Origin of the sequence: uncultured Psychrobacter sp. (assembly GCF_947488565.1) — a bacterium.
Classification (GTDB): Bacteria; Pseudomonadota; Gammaproteobacteria; order Pseudomonadales; family Moraxellaceae; genus Psychrobacter; species Psychrobacter saeujeotis.
This window is the reverse complement of sequence record NZ_CANKZC010000006.1, coordinates 114,636-128,597: the sequence shown is the minus strand read 5'-3', so window position 1 is coordinate 128,597 and position 13,962 is coordinate 114,636. Positions and strand designations below refer to the sequence as shown.

The 13,962-nt window shown below is 42.4% G+C and carries 13 protein-coding genes; 7 read left to right on the top strand and 6 right to left on the bottom strand.

The window, feature by feature from the left end:
* Positions 1-2 precede the first annotated feature (2 nt).
* From Q0890_RS12795 to dapC, 3 genes are all read right to left on the bottom strand, one after another.
* Entirely contained in the window at positions 3-608 is a 606-nt protein-coding gene (locus Q0890_RS12795) for a 3'-5' exonuclease (RefSeq protein ID WP_299221628.1), read from the bottom strand.
* A gap of 17 nt (positions 609-625) precedes the next feature.
* Positions 626-2,635: a DUF294 nucleotidyltransferase-like domain-containing protein gene (locus Q0890_RS12790; protein ID WP_299221625.1), complete on the bottom strand. Its 2,010-nt coding sequence runs from the start codon at positions 2,633-2,635 to the stop codon at positions 626-628.
* A gap of 218 nt (positions 2,636-2,853) precedes the next feature.
* Positions 2,854-4,110 (bottom strand): succinyldiaminopimelate transaminase, encoded by a 1,257-nt coding sequence (gene dapC / locus Q0890_RS12785; RefSeq protein ID WP_299221623.1) that lies wholly within the window; start codon positions 4,108-4,110, stop codon positions 2,854-2,856.
* Positions 4,111-4,358: 248 nt separating this feature from the next.
* Between dapC and Q0890_RS12780 the strand changes: the two genes are divergently transcribed.
* On the top strand, positions 4,359-5,060 hold the full coding sequence (locus tag Q0890_RS12780; protein ID WP_299221620.1) for a hypothetical protein: 702 nt from the start codon (positions 4,359-4,361) through the stop codon (positions 5,058-5,060).
* Between the two features lie 59 nt (positions 5,061-5,119).
* Here Q0890_RS12780 and glnD read toward each other — a convergent pair whose 3' ends face one another.
* Positions 5,120-7,855, bottom strand: coding sequence for a [protein-PII] uridylyltransferase (gene glnD, locus Q0890_RS12775; protein WP_299221618.1), 2,736 nt, complete (start codon positions 7,853-7,855; stop codon positions 5,120-5,122).
* 178 nt (positions 7,856-8,033) lie between these two features.
* On the bottom strand, positions 8,034-8,828 hold the full coding sequence (gene map / locus Q0890_RS12770; RefSeq protein WP_082785616.1) for a type I methionyl aminopeptidase: 795 nt from the start codon (positions 8,826-8,828) through the stop codon (positions 8,034-8,036).
* A gap of 418 nt (positions 8,829-9,246) precedes the next feature.
* Between map and Q0890_RS12765 the strand changes: the two genes are divergently transcribed.
* The 4 genes from Q0890_RS12765 to Q0890_RS12750 all read left to right on the top strand — a co-directional run bounded on the left by Q0890_RS12765 (position 9,247) and on the right by Q0890_RS12750 (position 11,912).
* Complete coding sequence (locus Q0890_RS12765) at positions 9,247-9,735, top strand: META domain-containing protein (RefSeq protein WP_299221607.1); 489 nt, start codon at positions 9,247-9,249, stop codon at positions 9,733-9,735.
* Between the two features lie 283 nt (positions 9,736-10,018).
* Entirely contained in the window at positions 10,019-11,038 is a 1,020-nt protein-coding gene (locus Q0890_RS12760; RefSeq protein WP_299221605.1) for a Xaa-Pro aminopeptidase, read from the top strand.
* 30 nt (positions 11,039-11,068) lie between these two features.
* Positions 11,069-11,212 carry a DUF2256 domain-containing protein gene (locus Q0890_RS12755; RefSeq protein ID WP_299221602.1) on the top strand — a complete coding sequence of 48 codons (144 nt, stop codon included), beginning with the start codon at positions 11,069-11,071 and terminating at the stop codon, positions 11,210-11,212.
* Positions 11,213-11,252: 40 nt separating this feature from the next.
* Positions 11,253-11,912, top strand: a complete 660-nt coding sequence (locus tag Q0890_RS12750) for a class I SAM-dependent methyltransferase (RefSeq protein WP_299221599.1) — start codon at positions 11,253-11,255, stop codon at positions 11,910-11,912.
* Between the two features lie 127 nt (positions 11,913-12,039).
* Here Q0890_RS12750 and Q0890_RS12745 read toward each other — a convergent pair whose 3' ends face one another.
* Positions 12,040-12,207, bottom strand: coding sequence for a hypothetical protein (locus Q0890_RS12745; RefSeq protein WP_299221596.1), 168 nt, complete (start codon positions 12,205-12,207; stop codon positions 12,040-12,042).
* A gap of 270 nt (positions 12,208-12,477) precedes the next feature.
* Between Q0890_RS12745 and Q0890_RS12740 the strand changes: the two genes are divergently transcribed.
* Positions 12,478-13,539, top strand: a complete 1,062-nt coding sequence (locus tag Q0890_RS12740; RefSeq protein ID WP_299221593.1) for a type II toxin-antitoxin system RnlA family toxin — start codon at positions 12,478-12,480, stop codon at positions 13,537-13,539.
* A gap of 3 nt (positions 13,540-13,542) precedes the next feature.
* Positions 13,543-13,851: a type II toxin-antitoxin system RnlB family antitoxin gene (locus tag Q0890_RS13715; protein ID WP_367276852.1), complete on the top strand. Its 309-nt coding sequence runs from the start codon at positions 13,543-13,545 to the stop codon at positions 13,849-13,851.
* Positions 13,852-13,962 lie beyond the last annotated feature (111 nt).

Genomic DNA, 13,962 nt, shown 5'->3' with positions numbered 1-13,962 from the left:
TCTTAGCGTACATGTAAAAATGCCATTGCCGTCATGATGGCATCGTTATAAGCATCGTGAGTGCCGAGCTCAGGAATATCATAATGCGCTAAGATACTGGTTAGATGCTGTGATTGACCAGAGAGACCTTGGGTTTGACCGCTCATACGCCGACTATATAAATGCCGCACATCAATGACGTCATTGGGTAAAGTAGTACCCATATAGCGCTTTACCAAAGGGTTTAAGAAGCCAGTATCCATCTTTGGGCAGAATCCAACTATCGGCCGATTATCAATAAACGGTAATAGTAACTCGAGCATCTCATCGTAGCTCATCCCGTTTTCAACGTCAGCAGTACGTAGACCATGAATGACAATGGTATCACGATCAGGCATTACAGGTGGCCTGCAAACCAGATGCATACCATTGCCTGTATCGATAATATTACCGTTGATATGAATGGCTGCTACCGATAATAGGTGATGCCTTTTTGGATTGAGCCCCGTCATCTCACAGTCTATCGCGACCCATTGCTCAGCTATAGGCTTGTCAAACATCGATGCCAGCTCAGGACGCTGCAATTGCGACTTTTGCCACGTAGAAGATAACTGCTTTAACCAACTCATATCAGTCTAACATCCATTTATGATGCCTCTAATTGATAGTGCTGCCGAAGCTGTGTTTTAAAGCTTTTGACCACGGCCAGACACTCTTTTAATAAGTCACGCTCAAGCGCTGATAAGGTAGTCGGGTCGACGTGCCGGGCATACTTATCATCTGTGGAGAGTGCGACGGACAGACGCTGCGCCATAAAAAACTCTAAGGCTTCCGATAAGGTGTCAGCCCGCTCTTGGTTTAAAGCGCCAGCTTGTACTAAGCCTTTAAGGCGACCTTTAGTGCTAGGCACTTCTAAAATATCATTTTCTAATGCTAAGGTGCGGATGCCGTGCACCAGTGGAAAGATACCGGCTTTTTTAAGATCAATATCATGTGAGCTGGGTTTACCGCTTAATAACGGTACAAACTTTTGCCACCATTGATTGACATCACCGAACTGGAGCGCTGCCCGTACAAACTGCCGTACGAACATCCGATCTGATTGACGATGCGCCGTTTTTAAATGGTCACGTATATCGTTTAGCAGGGACTCATCGCCGCAGACGTACTCACCATCAAGTATGGCGGATAAGTAAATACTGTGCATCGGATCGGTATTTTTAAACCATAAACTGATCTGGGCTTTAAACGGTTTTAGTGGCTGCCGCCACATTGAGTTATTCATCATGATATTGCCATCACATAGCGGATAACCAAGATCTGCTAAATGATTGTTAAAGATATCAGCAAACTGCGCCAACTTAGGATGAGTAAAGCCATCACGAATGATTAATGCATTGTCTTGGTCGGTACGCATGATTTGCTCACCGCGACCTTCTGAGCCCATTACGATAACGCAGGTATTTGCTACGACTTCATCAGGAACGATGAGCTTCCAAAGCTTAGTAAAGACTTGCGCGTTTAGCGTTTGCACCATGCGGCTAACGACGCCAATTTTGACACCGTTTTGGTGCTGCGAGCGAATATAGCGACCAATGAGCTCGACCGCTGTACCTAGGCTGTTTAAGTCTTTTGCTTGCTCAATTTGAACACTAATAAGCTGTGAGTGGTGACCGAGATAAGCCAAGACATCGCTTTGCCCCAGTACACCGATGACCTGACCTTTATTATCAATAACGGGTAAGCGGTGGATACGGTAGCGAGTCATGGTCATTAGCGCATCGCCAATCTCATTGTCAGCATCGATAGTGCGTAGGTTGAAGCTGGTAAAATGCTGGCAGGGAGTGGTAGCAGGGTCTTGCTGTTCGCTGACCGCACGGCAGATATCAGTATCAGTCAAGATACCTAGCTCATGATCTGAACGGCGGGTAATGCTATAGTCAGTTTCAGGCTTAGAGTTATTTTCAGTATCGCTAAGCGTATCTATAGGTTGCTCTAATAAATGGTTCATTGGGCGTACTAGCACATGCTTTAATCCAGCTTCGGTCATGATACGTGCCGCCTCATGTAGGCTATTATCGGCATCAACAATATGTACGGGCAATAGGGTTACATCAGTGACTGGTTGTAGCATGATTTGCTGCACTTCTTGCTGCGCTGTATAACTGTCCGCATGCAATCCTAATGCTTGACCTTGCGTACTACGCCTTTGTTGTAGTGCCTTTAGCCGCTCAGGCAATTTGTCTGATAGTAGTTGGCGGACTAGATGATTTTGTGCGCTGATTTTATCGATAGCAGCACCATCAATTTGCAGCAATAAAGTATCTTCGTGAGCCGTATATTGATAAGGCTCAGTACTGCCATCGTTTTGTACTTTGACAATACGGCCTTGCGATTCGGGCGTGCGGCGACTATCGAACCAGTCGTTGCTGTTTAGTTGGTCGGAGTGATTACTACCAAAATAAGAAGCGACAAATTCGCCAGCGAGCGTTTGATCAACTTGTCCTTTTAATACCACAAAAAAGTTATACAAGTCGTTACTAGTTAAAGATTCATTTGCGCCAAGATAGCGGACTTGGGTGTTTTTTTTGAGGCTTTGACGTTCAGTTGAACGCAATACATCAAATGGAGGCTGGGTAAAATCAAGATGGGGCATGGCATCATCCTTGATAGCGTCGCCAACAAAAGCAGTTTCTCATTGCAAATTCAATGCTTAAGTCAAAGCCATAAAAAATGCCACTCTGCGTAGGCGACTATAGTAAAACGATATTGTCTTACTATAGCACTATCTTGCCATTCATAACATTGTTGTTAATAAGGATATATAGCTTAAAATTTTAGCGTTTCACCTTTTTATACTTAGCGCATCAACCGTTAACTCACCAGTTTGGCTTGCGCCGTTAACAACTTGCGAATACGCTCAATGGCCTCGCGGCTCTCGTCAACACTAGCCACCAGAGCGATACGGACATAGCCTTGACCAGGGTTTTCACCATCAACTTCACGTGACAAGTATCGCCCAGCCAGTGCGTGAATATGGGCTTGTTCGTACAGTGCTTTGACAAAGACTTCATCATCACCATCAAACAGCTCAGGAACTTTTATCCAAAAATAAAATCCAGCCTCAGGCATGCGTAAGTCTAGTAGCTCGCCTAACTCTGTCATCCATAGGGCAAACTTTTCTTGATATAGCGCCCGATTGTGCGCCACATGCTTCTCATCTTGCCAAGCGGCAATCGATGCCAACTGATGCGGTATAGGCATCGCACAGCCTTGATAGGTGCGATATTGTAAATAAGGTTTTAAAATAGTCTCATCGCCTGCGATAAACCCTGAGCGCAGACCGGGGAGGTTTGAGCGCTTCGATAATGAATGAAATACGACGCAGTTTTTAAAATCATTGCGACCAAGTTCGGCGCAGGCTTGCAGCAGACCAATAGGGGCTTTATCAAAATATAATTCGCTATAGCATTCGTCGCTGGCAATAATAAAGTTATATTGATCTGATAGGCGGATGAGAAACTCCCAGTCCTCCATGGTCATCACTGATCCAGTCGGATTATTTGGACTACAGATAAATAACAGCTGCGTTTGTTGCCAAACAGCTTTCGGTACGGCGCGGTAATTGCCTTTAAAGTCATTGCCTAATACGCAAGGTACAAAGTATGGCGTTGCTTGAGCGATTATCGCAGCGCCTTCATAAATTTGATAAAAAGGGTTGGGCATGACGACGATAGGATCACAGGGCTTGTCATCTGCATTGTCTATAGCTTGATGAGTAGTATTGTCATTATGATTCACTACCGCTTGTACAAAACTAAAAATCGCTTCACGTGTGCCCATGACCGGCAGTACTTCGGTATTGGCGTCAACATGATGCAAAAAAAACCGCTTCTCAAGCCAATGAGCAATGGTCTGACGCAGCTCAAAGCTGCCGCTAGTGGTTGGATATCGACATAGTTTGTCTAAGTTTTCTTGTAGTACGTCCAGTACAAATGTCGGTGGCTTGTGTTTTGGCTCACCAATGCCAAGCTTAATCTCTGTATAGGCAGTGGCTGGAGTGCTGTTATTTAGAAGGGTTGCCATTTTGGCAAACGGATATGGATGTAAACGCATTAAGTTGTTATTCATATGTTAGGTAACTATAATAGGCCATTGATAATAAAATTATAAAGAAAAATTACATTCAAACAGTGTAGCACTTCTCTTATTTTTTGTCTTTTCCTTCTTACCTTACATTTACTGTCATTGTCTGAGCATATATTTGTGAAGGCGTTCAATGACTTAGCTGTTGGTTTTATCACTCATAGCTTATAAATAATAACAATAGATACAGTGCTTATCGTAGCTTATGGTAAGTCACTGTTAGGATGATTGATATGCTTAAAGCTTCCAGAGCTAACCATCTTGATGACGACACTCTCAATGACAATATCAACGATGTTAAAAACATTGGCGATGATGTCAGCTTACAAAAAACCAGTTTTTGTGAACAGTTAAAACAATGTGAGCAGCAGTGGTGGGAGGCACGTCAAAGCCTTGTCGCCCTAAAAGAGCGCTGGATGTTTTGGTTTGGAGATAATAGTCTGATTATGTGGCTTTTATGGCAACTGGTCAGTTACTTCATTGTAGCTGTTATTCTTATGCTACTTAGTAATCTACTAAACGTAGAGCTATACTTATGGACATATATGACGGTATTTGGTGTGCAGACAGCCTTATTTGCCATTATATTATCCTCTAAAGGACGTTTGGCAAATCGTTTGCAAAATCGAATTGATAGTGTAGACCTTGTACGAGAACAGGCGTTAAATGAGATGTATATACTGGCATCAGATATTATTTTACCTGCTATTCATGCTAGTGCGCCTATCTCCTTACAAACGATTCATGAGCGTTACAAGTCCCATCTAAAACTGGCTAGCTTGCAACGTCTGCTACAAAAAGAAGTCGAAGCTGGACGTTTGATATTGGGACAATATCAGATAGAAGCAGAAGTATTGCCACCAGAGCTTGCCGACGAAGCACTATCTCCTTATGCTGACAAAATGATTTATAAAAGCCTGATTGATATGTCTTAGAACCATGCTATTTAATTAGAACCTTAGCATTTAAATCGGTTAATAGCAGTCACGCTAGGCTAAACGTGACTGCTATCTGGTAGGACGCTAATACTAGCAATCAAAGCCGCTTTTAACGTATCAAGTTTGTCTATAGATAATGGCGCATCGTTTTGATCACTGAGATAAAACATGTCTTCTGCGCGCTCACCTAAGGTCGTAATACGAGCCGCATGTACTTCAATTCCTTGCTGCAAAAATACCTGTCCCACTCGTGCCAGTAACCCTGGCTGATCAAGTGTCTGTAAGCTCATGACATGTTGACCTGAAGCCTCATTAAACTCAAAATCAATAATAGTCGGTACATCGAAATGTCTAAGCTGGCGCGGGATACGTTTTTGCGCAAGTTTGGGTGTTGTAGGGTTTTTAAAAGCATCTACTAAACGCTGCTTTAGCTCTTGTTGACTGTCCTCATCTTTTAGTAATGTACCGCTACGATCAAGTAGCACATAAGAGTCTAAAGCAAAGTCACGGGTCGCGGTAATGATTCGTGCGTCCAGTACATCAAGGCTCATCTGATCAAATACTGCCATGGTGACCGCAAATAAGTTGGCCTGATCTTGGGTATATACAAAGACTTGTACAGCATCTAGCGCCAACTCTCGATGCTCACGTAATACAACTAGTGGCATACTATCAGCATTAGACGCATAGCCGATAGGGGGATGGTTTAAGATGGCTTCAGTATGCCATAAGATGTCTTCTGCAATCTCACGTAAAAAGTATTCATCACCCAACTCATCCCATAACCTAAGCACCTCATCACGATTCATATGCTGATTGTTGGCATTATCAAGCATCGTTAGCGCTTGCTTACGCGTTGCACGAATCATATCTTGACGGTTGGTGGGTGCGTCGATATCAGCACGTAAGATGCGCCGCGTCTGTGAGTATAGTTGTTTCATCAAAGTCGCCCGCCAGCTGTTCCAAAGCTGCGGATTGGTAGCGTTCATATCTGCCACTGTCAATACATACAAATGATTAAGATGAGTGACATTACCGACCAAATCAGCAAAGATAGTCACCACTTCCGGGTCTGATATGTCCTTTTTTTGTGCAGTCATAGACATCAATAAATGATAGCGTGTGAGCCAACCTACCAGATGAGCATCGGCTTTACTCATACCATGTGCCAAACAAAACTCAATCGACTCAGTCTCTCCAAGTTGACTGTGATTGCCGCCGCGACCTTTGGCAATATCATGGAACATCGCTGCCAATACCAAAATCTCTTTACGCTCAATGCGCTGAAAGATAGCACTAACCAACGGAAAGTCTTCATAAAAACGCGCGTCGGTAAAGCGGTGTAAAATTCGAATCAAAAATAGCGTGTGCGCATCGACTGTATAACGATGAAATAAGTCATACTGCATAAGACCGGTCACTTGCGCAAAGGCAGGAATATAGTTACCCAGTACCCCATAGCGATTCATCGCACGCAACCGATGGAACAAATAATTTTGCTCTTTGATATTTTCTAAAAACAACGCTTGATGTTCAGGATTGTCACGGTAAGTCTGGTCGATACCGCGCGCGGCAATTTTTAGTGCGCGCAGAGTTCGGGTTCGGATGCTCTTTATCCCGTATTGTCCCATAAGTAAAAACATCTCTAAAATCGCTTCAGGATGCTGAGAAAACACACGATGATGGGAGACGGCAATCTGCTCGCCAACCTGATTAAACAGCGCGTTCAATGGACGCTTAGTCGGCTGCTCTTCATCCGGCAGATGCGGCTCTATGATGGTCTCATAGTAATGATTGATAAGCATCTCAGACAGCGTTGATATTTGCATTGCACAGCGATAGTAGTCGCGCATAAAGCGTTCAACCGCGGCGTTAGGCTGATCATCTGGCTGCGACTCATAACCCATCCGCTGCGCGATATCGCGCTGATAGTCAAACAGCAGCTTGTTTTCGTTACGACCTGTCAGCTCATGTAAATAATGCCGTATCTGCCATAAGTAACTTTCAGCAAAGCTTAGCTCATCGAACTCTTTTTCGGTCACAAAGCCTTGTTGTACCAAATCATAGAGTTTGCTGACTCGAAAGTAGCGCTTGGTCACCCAGCCGACGATATGAATATCGCGTAGTCCGCCAGGCGCGGTTTTGATATTAGGCTCAAGATTATACTCGGTGGCGTTATGCCGAATATAACGCGCCTTAGCCTCACTGATTTTTACTTCATAAAAATCTTTTTGTGACCATAATTTGTTCACAACATCGACAGGAATGCTCTGTAGCGCTTCATTACCGATTAACAATCGAGCCTCTAGTAACGTACTGGCAACCGTATGATCCGTGGCCGCTTCCAAGCAGTCATCGACACTACGTACCGATAGCGCAGGCTCAAGACCAATATCCCATAACATCGCCACCAGTCTATCAATTTTACTGCTAACATCAGTCTGTAACTTATCAGGTGCTAGCAATAAAATATCGATATCTGAATACAAAGACAGCTCGCCGCGTCCATAGCCGCCAGTTGCAAATAATGCCAAATCTGTCTTGTCTAACTCAAACCATGTAAACAATACAATCAGCAAATCATCAATGGCATCGCTACGAGCGCCAACTAGTTGACGAATATTCGCTCCACGTTCAAGAGCGCGGCTGATATCGTTATTGATCTGCGTTAACCATTTGGGTATACCAAGTAGAGACTTCTCTGTATCAGATGACGCCAACGACATACTGTCTGATGCAGGGAAGGGCGGCAGCGGAGTTAGGTTGATAGAGGCAGCATCGAATGAGAACATGAACGTTATCCAAACAATAATTTAAAAATAGAGATTGTTAAAAGCACAAAGCAATTAAACGTATAAAGCTAAAAGCAGTCAACATAATACTTAACGCGTATCTACCGACTCATAATAATAGCCTAAAGCCAATAATAATAGCGCAAAAAAAAGACCGCCTAAGCGATCTTGATTTATATTATTGGGTCAAAAAGCTCAAATCTTCTTCAGGACGCGTGGTAAAGACTTCACAGCCATTATCAGTCACGACCATGGTATGCTCCCACTGCGCAGACAGCTTACGATCTTTAGTAATCGCCGTCCACTCATCCGGTAGGATCTTGGTCTGCCACGTGCCTTGGTTGATCATGGGTTCGATAGTAAAGGTCATGCCAGTTTTAAGCTCAAAGCCTGTGCCTTTTTTGCCATAATGCATGACTTGTGGCTCATGGTGAAACTCATTACTGATACCGTGACCACAGAACTCACGCACGATACTAAAGCGTTCAGGCTCGACCACTTCTTGAATAGCGGCACCAACATCACCCAAGCGCGCGCCATCTTTGACGACACTCATGCCTGCATAAAGCGCGTCTTGCGCCACTTTACAGATACGCTGCGCCATGATGGAGCCATTACCGACGATCCACATTTTTGAGGTATCGCCATAGTAGCCATCTTTAATGACAGTCACATCGATATTAATAATGTCGCCGTCCTTGAGCAGTTTGTTTTCGGTTGGGATACCGTGGCACACCACATGATTCACTGAAGTACAGATTGATTTTGGGAAGCCATTATAGTTAAGCGGTGCTGGGATAGCTTGCTGCTCGTTAACAATGTAGTCATGAGCTATTTGATTGAGCGCTTCGGTACTGATACCGACTCTCACGTGCTCATCAAGCATTACAAGTACGTCGCTGGCAAGCTTACCGGCGACACGCATTTTTTCTATGGCTTCAGGGGACTGGATAAGGGATTTTTTAGTCATCATTGTCGTACTTATAGTTATAGAATGAAAGTAGGGACATTATAGCATAAATACATGGTTAACGGCCTTACCATAGACGCTAGCGGTCACGGTCTTTCACTGGTAAATACTTGACAGCTTTATATAAAATGCCAAGCGAGTACTGATTTAGAATAATTAAGACTAAATCAGCAGTTAGCAGGTAGTGTATATTTTGACAAGGTGTATTAGCAAAATAGCTATACAGTGAAACAAATATAAAGGTAAGGGTGTACGTAATCTTTCATGACAATAATCTGCTCGTCGTGCATAATAGTATTGATGTTTAGCGCATCTATCTAGCAAATTAAATAAGAGCTATTACAAAAGTGCTAGCCTCAAATAACCAATAAAAATATATTGATTATACAAAGGTTTAAATTTATCTATTATAGGAGTTTCTATGAACAGTATGACAAAAGTAATGATGGCGGCAACGCTTACAGTAGGTACACTTGCTGCTGGTTGCCAGACAACCCCTAGCGTCACTGCACCAGTCACTCAACCAATTACTACTAATGCGCTACAAGCACATGATTGGCAACTCGTTGATGCCAAACGTAGCAATGGTGAAAAAGTCACTCAGCTATTCTTTGATCCGTCTAAACCTTTGACCTTAAAGTTTTTTGAAAACGAGGGTAATGACCGTGTCACTTTTGTCAACACTTGTAACAACATGGGTTCTGACTATAGTGTGGTAGATGGTAACGTTGTCCTAGGTAATGTCTTATCTACTATGATGGCATGCCCTGAGCCACAAGCAAGCTTTGATACAGCGACACTTGCAACAGTACAAGGCAAGTACAGCATCAACAATAACGCGAACAATGTACCTATCTTAACCATTCGCAATGCAAACCAGGTGGCTCACTTTAAAGCCATTGCTAAATAGGTAATAAATAAGTATCTAAAACAGTTTGATATGGTTTGTATAAATTATTGTTATTACTATAAAAAAAAGACGAATAATTGTTAATCATAGCGCGCCTCACTATATAATGTAGTGAGGCGTTTTTCTGTGACCTAATTATGTGTCCTAATTATTTTACCTATTGTCTTATTATTTCATCAACGGGTATTTTTCATAGCAGATACATGACACGCTTAGCTACTCAAACGCGTTTTTCGTCTTTTAATTTATTGCTTCTAGCCAGAACCTAACTGAGTACCTCTTTATGCCTACCTCTAGTATCCCTCAACTTCTACACACAAAATACCTTTCTATAACTCAGACGAATATCACTTGCAATATTACGGCGGGTATTGTACTCAGCGTTTTTTTAACGGCTTGTAGCACGTTGCCGATAGACAAAGGCGCGCACACGCTTACTAGCAGTACGATGACAAGTCCACTGACAGCGAAAATGCCAGCGGTAGATCGTACAGGTCGTATTGCTTACGTGGAAGAACAAGGCGCAGGGTCTACAAAAGTCTCTAGTCTGTACAGCATTTATCCTGACGGTAGCGATAGACAGCTCATAGATGAGCTAAGCGGCTACATATATGCACCAGCATGGTCAGCTGACGGGCAGCTATTGGCTTATAGTAAGCAAACCCCGCGACAAAACCCGAAAATCTATATATATGATGTGGGTCGCCAAACGCACAATCTGGTGGTGGGTACTGAGGGCAGCAACCTATCACCGTCATTCTCACCAGATGGCCAAAAGCTGCTCTATAGCTCAACCGTTGGCGGTGACGCAGACATTTATGAGATGCATCTAGATAGTGGTAAAACCAAACAGCTGACCACACTACCTAGCACCGAGGTGCAGCCAAGCTATGCTAGTGATGGGCAAAGCTTCGTTTACACCAGTGATAAGAAAAACGCTGGACGACCAAGAATATATCGCTATGACTTTGCAACTCGTAACGCCACCCAAATAACGATGAAAGATTATGCTGCCAGTCCGCAGCTCAGCTTTGACGGTCAGCGCCTAGCCTATCTAAACGACCGTCAAGCGGCGATTTTGACGCTAGCAACTGGAGAGATTGTTAAACTTGCAGAGACGGGTCTAGATGAGCCAGCACGTTTTTCACCCTCTGGACAGTATAGTGTTTATCCTACGCGCACCTCACGAGTGGACGGACAAAGCGGTGGCAGCATAGTCATACATTCGCTAGCGGGTCAGACAAGCTACGCCATTAGCAGTAAGGCTGGCGGGATTGTACGCTCACCTATTTGGGGTCAATAATCATCCATCATTAACTTTGGGAAAAGGACTATGGCACACAAAAAAGTTAATCTACCGCAAAAAACCTGCCCTGTCTGCCAGCGTCCTTTTACTTGGCGTAAAAAATGGGAGAAAGACTGGGACAATGTGGTTTATTGTTCTGAGCGGTGCCGGCGGAGTAAAAAGGGCGAGTAGAATACAAAGATGTTCTTACTTTAATTATAAAGGAATCATCATGACCTCGAAGCCGACCTCGAAGCTCAGCAGTCTCAAAAACGTCTATAATAATAAAGTCCTGCCTGTATTAATCGACAAAGCCTGTGCACTAGACGTTGTGAGCGAGCAAAGAGCGCTTATCGTCCCAAAAGCTTATGGCATCGTGCTAGAAGTCGGTGTTGGTAGCGGACACAATGCAAGATTTTATAACCTGCAAACGGTCAAACAAGTGATAGGCGTTGACCCGCACCTGCATCCATTGGCAGTACAGCGCTTTGCTAATGCTGGCATTGACTTTATCTCGCAGCCGCTGTCTGCTGAGACTCTGCCCCTTGAGGATAATAGCCTTGACAGTGTCGTCATGACGTTCACTCTATGCTCTATCCCTAATCCTATGCACGCGTTACATGAGATAAGACGCGTGCTAAAACCGACTGGTACCCTATATTATGCCGAGCACGGCTTAGCGCCGCAGCCCAAGTGGGCGCGCAAAATCCAACAGATCATCACTCCAGCATGGAAGCCGATAGCAGGTGGCTGTCATTTGGATAGAGATATCGAGCAGCTGATAGCGCAAGCGGGGTTTGAGGTCTCGGGTCAGCAAGGATTTACTCAGGGTGTCAATATCGTCGGTTATTACTATTGGGGCGAGGCGACGCCGCGCGACTTGAGTTCATAATTGAAGTAGGGTGGTGTTAGACTTGTCAAATTCTCGTAGAGAATGCAGACGAGGCGTAACCCACCGTTGTTAAAAACTCTACGTAACTTGAGCTGAAATCAAGACTGCTATATCTCTTATTCAAAACCTAAAGAGTAGTAAGCAGCCAATCCTGCTTTTCGCTCATATCTGCTGGTCTAGGCGAGGCATTGGCTAAGGTTTGGTGCGTCGCTTGCTCTGCGCGCCACTCCAAACCAAGCCATTGCAACTCGCCCAGCCAAGCAGGATAACCGCTGCAATCAGGGCTAAACTGCACTCCAAGGCAACTATGAAATAATAACTCAGAATTCAAACATGGATGCAAACTAGAGTTTCTTAATACTGAACTTAAGAAATAACCTGAATTAATTCAGAGCTATTATGCATTTAAATTTCTTAACTCTGATAGAATAGTTTAGTTAATAAAATTATAGATGAAAGAGTTTAGAAAGCAGCAAGTCTTTTGAATAATCCTATTTTAGTCTATGCCGAACTTACATTCTACTAGCAACGTAGCTAGAGAACTTATATTTAGATGGAAAAGTCTATGAGTTTTAAAAATCTTAATCTAAGATTATCTGAATTAGATAGCTGTATAGAAGAATATTGTAAAGAACAAAATATAAGATATGAATTAAAAAGCCAAAATAAATCTAAAAAAGATTATGAGATTTTGAGACCAGGTCAAGAGCCCGCTAAGTTAACGGTTTACCTCACAAAAAAAGGCACCACTACACTTCAGCACTCTCAAGGTAAAAATCCCGAACTCAGCTTGCAGGTTGCTGAACACATACTTAGACAGCTTTGCGATCTAGAAATATCTAATTTGAATATGAGTATAGCTGGAATAGACGAAGCCCTGATTGAACTTATAAGAGAGCGAATAGAAGAAGTCAGAGAGTCAAATAACATAGTAATTAAAGAAATAGATATAAATGGAGGCATACAATTAACCTTAGAATCAGGAACTTATCAAGATAAGTTAATACTTTCTTATTACAAAAACACTAAAAGATTACAAATTCAGGGAAGGCCTTTATCTTGCTACAATGAAGTAGCTTATGCATTGACTGCACAGCTTGACACAGAAACTCTAAGTAAAATACTTTACAAGAAAGATGAAGATGACCATAATATTATCAGACCTGAAATGGCTGTAGAATTGGTTAAACGTAATTTGCCCAAGGCATTTGATCAATTGCCAGAGCTTATACAGAAGTTATTGATTTCAAGTAACTGCATTAAATCTGCCTCTCCAAATTTACCTGAGTATTCATTACTGACTTATGCTGAATTAAGATCTTTAGAAGGTGTAATCAAAAGACACCTTATAGATAATGGAATTTCACAACCTCCTAGAAACGTAGGAGAAGTATTTGAGCTAAGTAGAACTAAAAAGGCAATTGGATTAGGAGAAAGCTATAAGACCTCATATTCGGGTAATAAGTTGAATGAGGTTCTTAATGCTTACTCGTATTATTACCAGAGGAGACACTCTCTTTTTCATGTTGAATATTTTACAGAGTCAACATCAACTATATCTACACTTGAAGGAGCAATAAATATTTGCAATAAAGTCTACGAGCTTATTGAGGATATTTATAGTTAAAACATGTTTAAATTGGCGTTTTACAAAACAAAACAAGATAACGAAATAGTCATTTGTTCAGGAGAGGACTATATTAATCTTTTTTCATTGTTAAATGATATTAAATTTGAATGGGACTCTATGTGTAAAGGAGCCCCTACAAGGTTTCTTTTTGACTTATTTTTGACTAATGGTAACGATTCAAATCGTTTTGCATATTTGGATTATGATGGTCAGAATTTTATAAATGGTAGTTACAGGGTCGTGAGCCCTGACGAAATAGAGTCTGAGTTATTAGAAATGCAAAATTGTAAATATATTGATTATGCATAAGTGTTAGTTTTTATAAAAAGCCCATTTTAAATTGGTCTTATCTTTTTGTAGAGTATTCATAGAATAACGAAAGTGCAACTCACTGAATTTAAAAAATCGGAACGTAAATAA